10 protein-coding genes and 1 pseudogene are annotated in these 13,609 nt (G+C 46.4%); 4 read left to right on the top strand and 7 right to left on the bottom strand.

Annotated elements, in window-relative coordinates; genetic code table 11:
* The first annotated feature begins 967 nt into the window (after window positions 1–967).
* Both QUB06_RS19540 and QUB06_RS19535 read left to right on the top strand, forming a co-directional pair.
* On the top strand, window positions 968–2,878 hold the full coding sequence (locus QUB06_RS19540; protein WP_333436659.1) for an ABC transporter ATP-binding protein: 1,911 nt from the start codon (window positions 968–970) through the stop codon (window positions 2,876–2,878).
* A gap of 78 nt (window positions 2,879–2,956) precedes the next feature.
* Window positions 2,957–3,186: pseudogene (locus tag QUB06_RS19535) on the top strand (transposase); the annotation flags it as partial.
* Window positions 3,187–3,606: 420 nt separating this feature from the next.
* On the opposite strand, the gene QUB06_RS19530 reads toward QUB06_RS19535, so the two are convergent.
* Window positions 3,607–5,283: a mechanosensitive ion channel gene (locus QUB06_RS19530; RefSeq protein WP_333436658.1), complete on the bottom strand. Its 1,677-nt coding sequence runs from the start codon at window positions 5,281–5,283 to the stop codon at window positions 3,607–3,609.
* Window positions 5,284–5,384: 101 nt separating this feature from the next.
* Window positions 5,385–6,584, bottom strand: a complete 1,200-nt coding sequence (locus QUB06_RS19525) for a transposase (protein WP_333436657.1) — start codon at window positions 6,582–6,584, stop codon at window positions 5,385–5,387.
* 148 nt (window positions 6,585–6,732) lie between these two features.
* Between QUB06_RS19525 and QUB06_RS19520 the strand changes: the two genes are divergently transcribed.
* Together QUB06_RS19520 and QUB06_RS19515 are read left to right on the top strand one after the other, a co-directional pair.
* On the top strand, window positions 6,733–7,197 hold the full coding sequence (locus tag QUB06_RS19520) for an SRPBCC family protein (RefSeq protein ID WP_333282524.1): 465 nt from the start codon (window positions 6,733–6,735) through the stop codon (window positions 7,195–7,197).
* Window positions 7,198–7,231: 34 nt separating this feature from the next.
* The gene (locus tag QUB06_RS19515; protein ID WP_333282521.1) at window positions 7,232–7,408 is read left to right on the top strand and encodes a hypothetical protein; all 177 of its coding nucleotides are present in this window, start codon (window positions 7,232–7,234) and stop codon (window positions 7,406–7,408) included.
* 100 nt (window positions 7,409–7,508) lie between these two features.
* On the opposite strand, the gene QUB06_RS19510 is transcribed toward QUB06_RS19515, so the two are convergent.
* The 5 genes from QUB06_RS19510 to QUB06_RS19490 form a co-directional block, all read right to left on the bottom strand.
* Complete coding sequence (locus QUB06_RS19510; RefSeq protein WP_333436656.1) at window positions 7,509–8,195, bottom strand: alpha/beta hydrolase; 687 nt, start codon at window positions 8,193–8,195, stop codon at window positions 7,509–7,511.
* 412 nt (window positions 8,196–8,607) lie between these two features.
* Window positions 8,608–9,432, bottom strand: a complete 825-nt coding sequence (locus QUB06_RS19505) for a transglutaminase family protein (protein WP_333436655.1) — start codon at window positions 9,430–9,432, stop codon at window positions 8,608–8,610.
* 8 nt (window positions 9,433–9,440) lie between these two features.
* Window positions 9,441–9,569 carry a hypothetical protein gene (locus QUB06_RS19500; RefSeq protein ID WP_333436654.1) on the bottom strand — a complete coding sequence of 43 codons (129 nt, stop codon included), beginning with the start codon at window positions 9,567–9,569 and terminating at the stop codon, window positions 9,441–9,443.
* 162 nt (window positions 9,570–9,731) lie between these two features.
* On the bottom strand, window positions 9,732–11,630 hold the full coding sequence (gene mutL / locus QUB06_RS19495) for a DNA mismatch repair endonuclease MutL (RefSeq protein WP_333436653.1): 1,899 nt from the start codon (window positions 11,628–11,630) through the stop codon (window positions 9,732–9,734).
* 480 nt (window positions 11,631–12,110) lie between these two features.
* On the bottom strand, window positions 12,111–13,220 hold the full coding sequence (locus tag QUB06_RS19490) for an ATP-binding protein (protein WP_333436652.1): 1,110 nt from the start codon (window positions 13,218–13,220) through the stop codon (window positions 12,111–12,113).
* Between the last annotated feature and the right edge of the window lie 389 nt (window positions 13,221–13,609).

Genomic DNA, 13,609 nt, shown 5'->3' with positions numbered 1-13,609 from the left:
TTGTTGGTGAAGTCCCGCTAGCATGAAAAAGCGATCGCCACCCTCCAAATACAGCGATCGCACAATATCAAGAGAATCCTTACCCCTAAGCCTCCTCTGATTGAATGCGAACTGGTTCTGGTGCTGATACTTCCGGCCCAGGTGGTGTTGCCGTGGGCAATGCAGCTTCCTATGTTGGTTGTGTGGGTAGTGTTTTCGCTCTTAGTGATGCTGTGGGTGTTGTTGCGAGCGATACAACGAATGGTGCTTGCACACCTGTTTTTATGTGTGTTAGCTTATTACTTAGAAGGGAATATGTGTCAACGATTACCGTCCGTCGTCGTTGTTCGAGGATGAGGAGTGGTTGAATGTTTCTGATTCAGGGCCGGTGGTTGTTGTGGTTAAGCCATCCACTCCAGCCAAACGGAAAGCTTCAACAAAATTTACTTCTGAGGGTTTTCCAGTTCCCAGTTTTCGGACGTTAATAACAAATTTATCGACAATCGCTAAAAATCGAGTCTAGCCTAAATTGCGTCGGGTTTCAGTTAGTTTCGACAAGCTGACGATGCCGGCTCCTTTGCAACGTAGAGAACTTTGGATTTACTGAAGGTTTTTCCTAATATTGTAGTCATCTATTGGGCGATGGCTAATGCCGTATTGCCCGACTGATGGGGTTTTTGCTTGGATGCGATCGACCACTTGGGGAAAGTTCCGCACTAAAAGTTGAGACTATTTCAACTTTGTGACTGCTTTCGGGAAAGCAACGCTTACGCATCACACCAGGAAGCATACGCGAGCTCGCTTTCTATTTAGCTACCCTTAAACAACGAAACTCTACCTTACATCTTGCACCAGTCGAATAATCTCACATTCCATCTGCCCTGCTTGACAACAGGGGTGAAAACCCAAAGTTAATTTCTGGCTTCTCTGACTGAGGTGAAACTTCCTAATTGGTGCATTGTCTTACTTAGAGGCATCCAGCACATCCATGAATTTTCAATTCAAAGCACGTTTGAAGAGCCAGAAGAACTCACCAAAATTGGTGATGCCGTTAATTAACCAACATTGGTTGGTGCGGATCGTCCTGCGCTCTATTTCCTACTTCCGCCAAGATTTATGGCTGATAGTCACGCTCTTGCTTTTAATCGGGGCCTCGGTGCTTTTGAACCTTCTCAACGCCTGGCCGATCGCGATTCTAGTCGATACGGTTTTGTCACCAACTCCGAAATCCAACTGGATTCATACGCTGTTTCTTGCCCCGTTCGGTGAAAGCACGCTGAACCGAATTTTCGGAATGGCGTTCGTCGCGATGATTATTAGAATCCTGAGCGATACCGTCTTCATGCTCCGTAGGATGTTGAACTACCGCATCCAGTACAACGGAACCTTGCGGGTTCGTACCGAACTCTACGACAAAATGCAGGCGCACAGTCTCGGCTGGCATGGCTCCCGATCGCAGGGTGACGCAATCTATCGGTTGAGCTACGACAGTCTCGGCCCCTGGGGGGTAATCGATACGCTCATCGGCTCCACGGCCGCATCGGTGACGCTGACGGCGATGATCTGGATCATGCTGTCGCGCCACGTCCTTCTTACCGTGTTTGCACTTTCGTTCACTCCGCTTCTAATACTGGCGAATTGGTACTTCGAGGGAAGGATTAGGAGTCGAGCCCTGGAGTCGAAGCAGACCGATGCGGTGATGACCTCAACCATGCAGCAAGCTATAGAGTTGATCGGGCTAATCCAGTCCTTCGGTCGAGAAGCAACGGAGTCGCGGCGCTTCGGGCAGGCGGTCGAACGCAGCGTCAAGGCCTCCATGCGGCTCAATTGGCAAGAAAACCTCTATCCGCTAGCGGTTCAGGTAGTCTTTGCCCTGGGAAGCGGGGTAATCTTAGGCTACGGCGGATACCTAGTTTATCGCGACCAGTTCTTGCGTCCGGTGCCCGGCGGCGTGACCATCGGCGATCTGCTCGTATTCATGGCGTACCTGGGGCAGTTCTGGGACCCGATAGGTTGGGTGTTGGGGTTCACGACCAAGATCCAGACGTTTGTAGCTTCATGCGATCGCGTCTTTACGGTTCTTGACGAGCCACCCGCCATACAAGACGCGCCTGACGCGCCATCGCTTCCCGTCTATCCCCGCACACTAGCATTTGCCGACGTGAGCTTTGAGTACAACGCTGGGCAACCCGTTTTACGGAATATCAGCGCTAGTATCGAGCCTGGTCAGATGGTGGCGTTTTTGGGTCCTAGCGGAACGGGAAAGAGTACGCTGCTCAATCTTTTGCCGCGCTTCTACGACCCGACATCGGGCAGCGTCCTTCTCGACGGCTTTGACCTCCGCACCGTTAAGATTGCCGATGTCCGCAAACACATGGCGCTCGTCTCGCAAGGCAGCCCGCTTTTCCCCGGAACGATTGCAGAGAATATCGCCTACGGTCGCCCGGATGCGAGGCTCTCCGATATTCGGGAGGCGGCGGTTGAATCTGGGGCAGCCGAGTTCATCGAAACCCTACCGGAGCAGTATGATACCTCGATCGCTGAGGGCGGTCAAAACCTATCGGGGGGACAGCGACAGCGCCTAGCTATCGCGCGGGCACTCGTCACTAAGGCTCCCATACTCATCCTCGATGAACCCACGAATGCGCTGGACTTGAAGCACGAGCAGTGGGTCATAGAGACTCTGCAACGTCTGCGCCGCAAGAGAACCATCATCTTGGTCACGCACCGACTGACAACTGCGGTAGACTGCGATCTGATTTTTGTGATGCAGGAAGGTGCGATTGTTGAATCTGGTACTCACGCCGAACTCCTTACCCAGCAGGGGTTCTATTACCGAATGTTTGGCTATGACCCAGTACAATCAATAGGGTTTACTGATAAACCCTGCATACAGTAAGAGTTTGAAGCAGAATATGCTGAAAACTTCCCCGATCGAAATGGGAGCCCCTGCAAAATCTTTAATGTGAGTAAATAAAAAAAGAAGCAAGCCGCATCTGATGAGAGGATTAGAAATGCAATTGAGGGCAAATTTGGGGCTTGCGTAAACGAAGATTCGATCTGAATTTGGTCAGGGCAAAACTTGACAATACCTCGCAAACAGCCATTGCGATTACTTTTTTAGTAATGAAACTTTCTACCGGGTGGCGCCGGGTTTTTTGTGGATTTTTATGCCGTTCGGGGAAAACAATGCCTGTTTTTGGGTAGAACATAATCTACAGTTATGTTTTACTAAAATTGAAGCAGGAAAAACTCATATTTGGGAGCATCTCAATGAAAGCAGCCCAGCTAGAAATTGGAGTTAGGAGTCAGGAGTCAGGAGCCAGGAGAAAAGAGTCAGAAGGAAGAAGGAAGGAGCCAGAAGAAGTGTTTTTACAAAGATGAGATGCTCCCTCATATTTAACGTTGGTTGAATATATCGATCGCTCTTGTTATTGATTTGCGATCGCTTATTCAGCAAGCCCCAATTAGGGGCATCGGCCCAGAAACCAGAATCAATCTCTGCTTCGGAACAGTCTATAGCTGTATCCTCAAATTCAAAGGCTTTGCGATCGCTTCGGGACCCTCACAATGAAATTAATCATAAAAAAAATGGCGTTTGTACTTGACAAACGCCATTTTATAGAGTTACGAACGCGGCGTCTTATCTTGTTTAAACGACGCTAACAATTCGCGAATTTGGTCGGCCGCAATCTCGCGCCCGCCCAAACCAAAAGCTAGAGCAATACCAACTGCGATCGCCCCAAGCAGCAGCCCGAAAGCCAAATTCACAATATCGCTGCCAATGCCCATCTGTTGCAGCGCCAAGGCCGAAACAAAGGCAATAATCGCAATCCGAGCCGTTTGGCCCAAAAGCCGCGCTTGACGAGTTCCAGAACTGGCAATCAAACTAAACGCCAGATTCGCCAAATACAAGCCGATCGCAAATACCACCAAACCGGCCAGCACCCTACCTGCAACGAGGACAATACCGCTAACAATCGCCGTCAGCGCTGGAATTTGCAGCACGTCGGTAGCCGCCACCACTGCAAACAGCATGATGCCCACCTGCACCACAATGCCGACCAACTCAGAAGGCGTGCGGGCCGGAAGTTCCGGTTCCTGAAGAATCGTTGCCTCCGGATCGATCGAACTTGGCGGTAGCCTCAGCGACTGTTTCGGTGGCTGCACCCCCAACCAAGAAAAGACATTGTTAAAGCCAATTCCGGTCAGGATATTAGTAACCAAATCGCCTACCCAGCGCCCCAAAAGGTAAGCAAGCGCCAGAATCAGCGCTGCCGTGAAGATTTTGGGAACCGCGCCCAAAATGTCGTTGAGCATCGCGACTGCAGGCTGCGAAATCGCTTGAATTTCCAAAGCGTTGAGAGCTGCGATCGCCGTTGGAATCAAAATCAAAACATAGACGATCGTCCCGGCAATCCACGACAGCGATTGTCCGCCAGAAGTCCGCGAAATTCCAAACCGAGCGCCCAAACCGTCCGCCCCAGCAGCAGCCAACAGATTCGTGACAATCCGCCGCACCACCATAGCCAGTAGCCAGCCCACAAACCCAATCAGGACAGCTTCCAGAATTTTCGGAATTGCCGCCAGAATTTGGTTGAGTAAATTATTAACCGGCAGCAGAGCCTGCTGCATTTCCAGTGAGTCGAGAATCAGCGGCAAAAACAGCAGAAAAATGAACCAGTACAGCGCATTCGCCACAGTATCGCTCAGCAGCAAAGGGCGCTCGCTGGGCGCTGCGCCCACCTCCTGATTCAAGCGCTCGTCTACGCTAAAAGTCCGCATCACGCGCGATACGGCCATTTTGGCGACTGTCGCCAACACCCAAGCAATCCCCAACCAAATTAAGGCGCCGGCTAACTTCGGCAAGAAACCGGTAATTTGATTGAGAAAAGTATTGAGCGGTTGCGAGACAGCCGTTAGATTCAGGCGATCGAAAAAGGCAATTAGGAAAAAGATAAAAATGATCCAGAACACCGCTGTGGAAATCCATTTTTCCACTTGCGGGGTTTCAGCTCCTTCCGGGCGGCCGGTAATCCAAGCCGCCAGCCGATTGTCGATCGTCGTCTTCTTGAGCAATCCCCCGACTATAGATGAGACGACGGCTGATACTATCAAGCCAACTAGCAGGATACCGACGGCCCAGAGGAGATTTTCAATGTTTGAGCCCTGAAAGAGATTGTTAATTCCGCGTTCGGCCTGTGCCAGCGGATTTGCGGGCTGGGCCTGTGCCAAAAGGCGATCGGACAAACCCGCTATTGGGCCCGATATGGGTCTAGTTATTTCTTGCCAAGTTTCATTCATTTTTTTCTCAGGTTAACGTCACATTTGACAAGGAGAAGACGAAACTTTAATAATAGTTCCAAAAAATCTAGACATCGCCTAAATTTAATGTTTGTACACTTTTAATGTACTGGGTTAACTACAAAACCCTCTAGCGAATTTGGGATCAACCCATCTCCGACTGCTTTGGGGCCAATATTCAAAGAACCGTTGACATCGGCATTTATGAAGCGTCCAGTTTGGGTTCTGAACAATCCTCTTTTTACCCTACTGCCAATGTAGCCGGAATGTTGTTGAATTGGTTCCAAATCCCAAGCTGAACATTTGGATGTGTAACTCTCCTCAACTAACCCAACTTTAATTCCTGCAAGTTGTCCTTTGTACTGCAACATTTGCACGAATCGGCGATGGGGAATACAGGCAAAATTTTGATTATTAACCTTACCAGTATTAATCCCATCTTGAAAATCATGGTTCCAGCCTATCGCTAGCAAGCCCCTTTGATGATTAACGAGTTCTTTAATAATTGCGGAACTCGTCGTGTGGAGGTAGTAATCCACTTTACAGTTAGGCTTGTGCCACAATGGGGCAAGTTTTTTACTGTTTTTTTGCGCTGCGGGCAGCAATGATTTCAATGCCGATGAAACTTGATTACAGTATTGGTTTGTTGACTTAACAGCCCGTCCATCCAAGATTGTCGGTACTAACCCAGGAACATTGTAGGTTAATGTTGCCAGATTGTTTAATCCTAAATCTATGGCAGCTACTGTCTGATTAACTTGTAAAGGCTGTTCTAACTTTTCATAGAGCACCTCGACAACATAACAACCTACTTTGGGAACAATCCGGATTTCCAGAATCGAGGTGACTTTTGAGGGGAACCAAATATTAGTCCCAGAGGGACGAGCATATCCTTTTTTTAAGGCTCTTTTGCGGACAGCTTGACAATTAAATACAACTACATAGCGCCCGTCCTCTCTTTTTCGCTCTCTTGAACCTTTGTAATGAGGGATTTTCGGGGCGGCTTTAAATTTAGTTGGGTCTTCCTGATAGTTTCGCACCGCCAGATAGTAGCTAGTCGAGGCTTTGAGGACTAAGCCGATCGTGCTTTGTGCTACCTTTGCAGGCAGTGCTTTGTAATCAGGACTTATTTTGAGGGTGCGATCGACAGCCTGAGCATTTGTTTGTTGGCTGGCGAAAAAGTTTTGACGGTAGATGTAGTTAGCGCTATTGTAAAGATTTTTGCACAGCCAAGACAGTCGATCGGCTTCTCGATAAAACCTATGATTTGGTTTAATGATGTGCCTTTCGACTAACTCCATAATCAGTATATATACTTTATTTGAAGATGATACACTGTATTTATGAGTGTGTCAATCTTTTAATTTCTGGAAAAATTGACGTTACAAGTAAATAAAGGACTATTAAAGTAAGCAAAGTTTTGTAATACCCTCGTTGTTGCAGGTTCTCATGTCAATTCGTCAAGTTTTCGAGCAATCCATTGAAATTCAGGCTGCTGCTACTCTGGTGGAGCGCTGTATAGTCGATCGTACTTTAATGCACAAGTGGCTCAATCCCCTGCTACGTTGCGAACCCCAGGGCGAATGGGATACTGCTGTAGGAAGTCGCAGCTTATTTATCATAAAAATTCCCGTTTTGCAACCCTCTTTAGAGAGTGTTGTATTGGAGCGTCAACCAGGTTTAATTGTTTGGGGGTTTGACGGATTTTTCAAAGGATGCGATCGTTGGGAATGCCAGCCGCAAATCCAAGGAACTCTCTTGATTAACCGCTTTGAATTTCAAATTCCCAATCGTTTAATTAGATTTGGTTTCAATCGCTTTGCCGCCCCTTGGACGGAAAAAGATATGAAAGACCAACTCCGCCGACTCAAGCGGGTAGCCGAGCAACTATCTCAAAGAATGGGTAAGGGGTAAGGGATCATGGGTAATGGGAAACGGGAGCATCTCAATGAAAGCAGCAAAGCTCGAAATTGGAATTAGGAGTCAGGAGTCAGGAGCCAGGAGAAAAGAGTCAGAAGGAAGAAGAAAGAAGTGTTTTTGCAAATATGAGATGCTCCCTGGGAAACTTTTACCCTCGCGTAGCCTAATAATTGGTAATTGGTCATCAGTAATTGGTAATAGCTGAAAGCTAGAGCTAATAGGAAAAAAAGCACCAATTCCCAATTCCCAATTCCCAATTCCCAATTCCCAATTCCCAATTCCCAATTCCCTCCAACTTCAGTTATTTATTTCGCACTTCCTGATGGACTGGGCTGACAAATCATTTGTCGGGCCGAATTCACCGCTTGGCCGGCGGTATTTTGCAAAGCCGGGGAATTCTGATACATAGCTTGCAAATTTTGCAAGTCTTTAATCACTCGTTGGTAAATAGCTATAGCTTGATTCCCGTCAACTTCTAAGGCAGCAGGGCTGTAATTTTGCATCACTTCAATCAGCGATATTTTGCCATCTTTGGAAGCGGCGACTAAAGCATCGCGCAGTGCGGGCGCGCTTTGAAGACGAGTGGCCGGCGTATAAGCAACCTCCCCCAATTGTTTGAAAACAATTTCCCCAAAATAAGTATTTGCCAGCCCCGCTACTAATTGGGAATCTAAAGGGACTTCTTGCGTTAATATTTGGCGCACCGACTCGGGACTTTGTTTCGCAAGACTCAGAACGCTTTGCAGTTGAGATGATGGTTTGCCGGTTTGTGCAAAGCTTTGCAAGTCGCTCATCGGTAATGTTACGTCAACAGCACCGTATTTTACGGTGACATTATCTAATGCCAAGGCTTTGCCGCTGCTTAGGAATACTGCACTTGTTCCCAACAAAAGCGCCAAACCAAATGATAAAGACTTTGACATTCTTTTGGTTAAATTGGCTGACAGCGGTTGCATTCCGTTGAGATAACCTTGTTGAAACTGAAAGTTCATGAGTTTGTGCCTCTTTACGTCAAAATACTTTTTCGATCGCTCGTCATTGCGGGTATCAGTGCAGGTATCAGTGCGGGTATCAGTCGGGAAAGTGGACTCGGAAGTTCGGTAAATGACCTATGATTTTACAGTCATGTCAAGCAAATTTAACCTATCAAAAGATAGGTATTAATTGAGAATTAATATGTTAGAATTAGCTGTTTGACAATTTTAGATACCTTTGCAAAAATTATAAAAGCGAAATTTGGTCGTCGGGCAGCAGTTTATTGAGTGTCGCTTTCACGCCTTATATAGCAATCCTTGCAGGAGTCGTAAATTTTTGACCCCACCCCAACCCTCCCCTTATCAAGGGGAGGGAGTAAGAAATTCACAAATGATTTAGGATGGCTATAGTGTGCGATCGATACCAAATTTAAATATCCCGATCAAGCCGATCGACCAATTGGCGAATTCTAGCAGCATCAGGAGCATTAGGAGCATTTCTCAGGTATAGTTCCAAATCGTGGCGCGCTTCGACCAAGCGTCCCAGTTGATAATAGAGAATTCCGCGATCGCGCCGTTCCCCCAGCGCGTCGGGAAACAGCAGCAAAATCCGTTCGATCGCCAAGAGCACCCTCGAAGCATCTCGCTGTTGCAAATAAATGGCCTTCAGATTTCCCAGCATTCGCCCCAAAAAATGTCGGCGACTTACCGGAGCCAGAAAAGCCGGCTGCAACTCCATAGGTTGACCGTAAATTTGAGAAAGTCGGGCTTGACAATCTTCAGGAAACAAGATTTCGCCGCCGTTAAACGCATCAACAAAAATGCCAGCATCTTCAAAATCCGGTCTAATTAAAAAATGTCCTGGCATCCCAATTCCCACCATCGGAAAATCAATGCGCTTAGCCACCTCCAAATAAACCAAAGATAAAGAGATCGGAATGCCAGTACGCCGATCGATCACTTCATTCAAAAAGCTATTGCGGGGGTCGTAATAATCAACATCATTGCCCGCAAACTGCAACTCCCCGTATAAATAGGCGTTAATAGTTTGAATAATCCGCAGCGGATAATTCTGTGCCGGCAGGCGATCGCGGACTTCATCTGCGATCGTGTCGAGAGCATTGAGATACTCTTCGGGCTCTAAATTTGGGTATTCTTCCAACGCCATGTAAAGGGCAGCTTTCGCCAGGTCGATCGAGCCATCGGGCTGATTTATTTCTCGATAAAAGAGTTGTCGGGCGATCGGAAAATCCATATTGATTATTAATTTATTTTTAATTTACTTATTGGGCTAATATCATGAACAGGCATCTTGCCTTTTGCAGCTTTTTGTTGTAGTATTATTAACCTTTTTTCTGGTAATACAGGCATTTTTTCTTGTGGAACAGGCATCTTGCCTGTTGCTCAAAAGATATTAAAAACAGTGCCTTATTTAAATTTTAATATATTCTAAATTTTTTCATCTAAATCAGCCACTATTTTTAATAAAGCTTCACGATATTTTTTGCGATCGAGCCAGATTGAGGTGAACGCCCTCGAATGTCAAATCAACTTTCAAATCCCGTGACTTTTACCAATCACCCAACTGCGGCGAAAAATCCGAGCCAGAGTAGATTCTTCCAAAGCAAAATAGATGGGGCGGCCGTGAGGACAAGTGCGCGGATTACGAGTTTGCTGCCATTCATCCAACAAATTTTGCATTTGGGAAAGACTCAAAGGAGTACCGTTTCGCATAGCGCTACGGCAAGCAGTCGCAACTTGAGCCGCTTGTAAATCGGCGACTTTACTGAGCTCAAAAAGCGCATCCGCACAGTCATCTCGATCGGCTAACAATTCAGGAACTTCGCGGGCAGCCCATAGCTGTTCGCCAAAACTTTCTACTTCCAAACCCAAGCGGGATAAATTATCAATTTGCAGTGCAGATAATTGACTGAGAATTACTGGTTTTTCTAGACATTTTAGCTGCCAAGCCGCGCACAATTGCTCGTACAAAACGCGCTCGTGAGCGATGTGTTGTTCCACCAACCACATTCCGCTGGAATGTTCTGCAACAATGTAAGTATTGTGAACTTGAGCGATCGCCCTCAATTCCATCAATCCTATTTGATTAGCTTTTTCCTGTTCGTCGCCTTCATCATTCTGCCTAGCCGAAATTCCGACACTGTAAGCACTTTTTTGTTCCGATGCCTTCAGTAATTGTCCCACTCGAGCGGGAATTGGGGCAGGGGGCAAAACTTCATCGTTCAAATGTAAAGCACGAGAAATTGCCGCGCTAACTTGTGCTTGCCAAAAACTCGGATCATGCAGATAAATTTCAACCTTAGCCGGGTGGCGGTTCCAGTCGATTTCCGAAGGGGAGATTTGCAGGTGAACAAAACACACCGGATAGCGATCGCGCGGACAAGTGCGGGCAAAGGCGCTGAGAATAGTTTGCTCTAATTCGGGCGATCGCACAACTCGCCGATTTACCCCAACTTTCACCCAATCCGGCCGCCTGCGGTGACAGCGATCGGGCAAACCAATTACTAATTCTAAAAACTGGGAATTTGGAATAGGGCATGGGGCATTGGGCATTGGGAATTGGGCATCGGGAATTGGGCATGGGTAACTAGGCTGTGTTTTTGACAAAAACAATTGCGTGTGTGCGAAATAATCTGGCGATTTATTCCTTTCAGGAAATGAAGGCAAATTTACTTTTAAATACTGCAAATCATTCAAGCGAATTCCCCGCACGAATTGAGGTAAAAGTTGTTCCGCTGTGCTACCAGGAGTTACGTGCAAACAAGGCGTAGTTCCTTGACGCAACTGCCAATTAACGTGCGGGTGACAAATAGCAATTTGCTGAAGGGTTAATTGGATCGATCGCATTTGCTGTGCCGGCGACAAAAAACTGCGACGCACAGGCCAATTGCCAAACAAATTATCAACAGTCACCACCGTACCAGGAGCGATCGCCGCTGTTTCCACCTCCACAGCAACGCCTGCGTTATTGTAAACCACCCGCCAGCCCGATCGAGCATTTTCCATTCCCCCCTTGTTAAAGGATGATTTGGCGGGGTTTGACGCCGACTCTGGATTTTCCGAAAAATCCCCCAATCCCAAATCATTCGATCGGCTCAAAACCTCCAAACAGCCCAACTGAGCTAAACTGTGCAAAGCTTCCCCACGAAATCCCAAAGTATCAATTTTGTAAAGGTCAGCTTCCGTGGTAATTTTGCTCGTACTGTGAGGCGAAGCCGCCTGGCGCAAATTTTCCAGATCCATTCCTGTACCATTATCTGCAACTTGCACCCGCCACTGTTCGGGCCAGACAGAAACAACGATGCGAGTTGCGCCAGCATCCAGAGAATTTTCAACTAATTCTCGTACCGCTGCGGCGATCGAGTCAATCACTTCGCCGGCGGCAATTAAATTGATAACTTCTGTGGGTAAGGTTTGAATAGTAACTGGCATCAGATTTTTAGCATTTCGTTAATTCAATTCTACTAGATTCTGCAAGTCGCTACACCGTATTAGGACTTACGCTCTTCAACCCGGTTTATTAGAAAAATATTGTTTGATAACAAGATATCTACTCATCAACCAAGTCTCTGAGGCTTAGTGAGAAAGTCCTAAGTATATATCTTCCTAGGGAGCATCTCATCTTTGTAAAAACACTTTTTCTGGCTCCTTCCTTCTTCCTTCTGACCGAAAGCATCCAGGATACAAGCCCCCGGATTCATTCCGAAAGCAGACTCAGGACCCAGAAATAAAAAACCTGTACGCGATAAACAAGCCCCCGAATTTATCCGTGGGGTCAATTCTTCAATTCTTTAATCTAAAATCTAAAATCTAAAATCGATTGACTCTTTTCTCCTGGCTCCTGACTCCTGACTCCTAACTCCAATTTTGGGCTGGGCTGCTTTCATTAAGATGCTCCCTATTCCTACCTACTTAAATTTGATCTGCTAAATCCATAGTTTTCGGCAAGCGGATGTAAAAAGTTGTGCCTTTTCCCTCCTCCGACTCATAAGTAATTTGCCCTTGGTGAGCCTCAACCATCGACTTAACAATTGCCGTTCCCAACCCAGTACCAGTCCGTTTACCATAAGTCACAAACGGTTCAAATAACTTTTCCTTAATTGCCTGCGGAATGCCTGGGCCGTTATCGTAAATGCTAATTTCTGCCCACTCCTCACTTTGTGTCACCGCAATCTCCACCCGCCCCCCTCGTCCGCCAAAAGCCTCAACAGCATTCCCAACTAAATTTTGTAAAACGCGCAAAATCTTATTTTCATCCGCTTCCACTATCACTTCTGTCACCCGTACTACCAAATCTACTTTTGCTGCTTCAAAATAAACTCTGTTCAACTTTTGAAACTGCTGCAACGTGTGAATTAGATTAACTGGTTTTTTATTTAATACAGAATTGCCGCGCGAAAATTCTAACACTTCTTCAGCCATCCCCAACATTCGCTGAACCTGCAATTGAATAAGTTCGCACCACTCCTGAGTTTCCTCATCCGGGTGCATTTCTTTGATCACTTCACTGGAGAGTTTAATTCCGGTAAAAGGACTTTTGAAATCGTGAATAATTGTACTCACCATTTCTCCTACCAATACCATTTTTTGTTTGTGTACCAACTGGCTAACATATTGATCCGTGGTATCCCGTAAATTTTTAGTAATGAAACTAAACATTTGCAGTACCGAACTGCCTTTAGCAAACTGGAGAGTTGTTATTAGTTCTTCACGGTCTATTTTGGCCAAAGTCGAGCCTGCAACTGCCACAGCTCTAGCACTGCGAGGCTCTCCGTCTAAAACTCCTAGTTCGCCAAAATAATCGTCTGGGTTAGCGACAGCAACAGTTTGATATTTATGATTTTCTATCCGCTTGCTAAACTCGACTTTACCTTCTAAAACTAGATATAAAAAATCCGCTGTTTCTCCTTCTTCAAAAACCAGCGTTTCCTCAGCAAAACTCTCCAAAACAGCTATTTGGCAAAGGTGAGCAGCTTGCTCTGGTTCAAAATAAGACATAAATCGATGAGAGGCCAGATCCATGTGAAAATACCTGAAGCTTAATTTAAACAGTTTCTTTCTTCTATTTTCGCCGATCGCCATCGGTGCGTTAATAAAATACAATACTGCTTTAATCTGGCTCTCTTTTCTAGCCTCCGAGGCTTTGACGCAAGGATTAGCGTCGGGATGCAGAGCCAGACTAGCATAGCAGCACCAGCAATCTCACCAAAATTCTCAGTTTATTGACTAAAATACATAAGTATTGTACTATTTTTGAGATTTAAATTGGATGTGCGGGGGTTCTCCGGCCACCTCAGAAAATTTTAACTGTAGAGAGATCGTGTAATGTGAACAAACCTGACGGTCAACTGAGTACAGTTAGACCGCAGGCTTCTTTTTCCTTTTTTGCAAAGGCTTTTTTGAGTGACGGA

Source organism: Microcoleus sp. D2_18a_D3 (genome assembly GCF_036702455.1).
Taxonomy (GTDB): domain Bacteria; phylum Cyanobacteriota; class Cyanobacteriia; order Cyanobacteriales; family Microcoleaceae; genus Microcoleus.
Note: the sequence above shows the minus strand (reverse complement) of the source record. Positions and strands in the feature narration are given on the sequence as shown.

Bases quoted from the DNA above. Each gene is read 5' to 3' on its own strand.
- QUB06_RS19540 (WP_333436659.1), top strand. From the start codon at position 968: ATGAATTTTCAATTCAAAGCACGTTTGAAGAGCCAGAAGAACTCACCA.
- QUB06_RS19530 (WP_333436658.1), bottom strand. From the start codon at position 5,283: ATGAATGAAACTTGGCAAGAAATAACTAGACCCATATCGGGCCCAATA.
- QUB06_RS19525 (WP_333436657.1), bottom strand. From the start codon at position 6,584: ATGGAGTTAGTCGAAAGGCACATCATTAAACCAAATCATAGGTTTTAT.
- QUB06_RS19520 (WP_333282524.1), top strand. From the start codon at position 6,733: ATGTCAATTCGTCAAGTTTTCGAGCAATCCATTGAAATTCAGGCTGCT.
- QUB06_RS19515 (WP_333282521.1), top strand. From the start codon at position 7,232: ATGAAAGCAGCAAAGCTCGAAATTGGAATTAGGAGTCAGGAGTCAGGA.
- QUB06_RS19510 (WP_333436656.1), bottom strand. From the start codon at position 8,195: ATGAACTTTCAGTTTCAACAAGGTTATCTCAACGGAATGCAACCGCTG.
- QUB06_RS19505 (WP_333436655.1), bottom strand. From the start codon at position 9,432: ATGGATTTTCCGATCGCCCGACAACTCTTTTATCGAGAAATAAATCAG.
- QUB06_RS19500 (WP_333436654.1), bottom strand. From the start codon at position 9,569: ATGCCTGTTCCACAAGAAAAAATGCCTGTATTACCAGAAAAAAGGTTA.
- mutL (WP_333436653.1), bottom strand. From the start codon at position 11,630: ATGCCAGTTACTATTCAAACCTTACCCACAGAAGTTATCAATTTAATT.
- QUB06_RS19490 (WP_333436652.1), bottom strand. From the start codon at position 13,220: ATGGATCTGGCCTCTCATCGATTTATGTCTTATTTTGAACCAGAGCAA.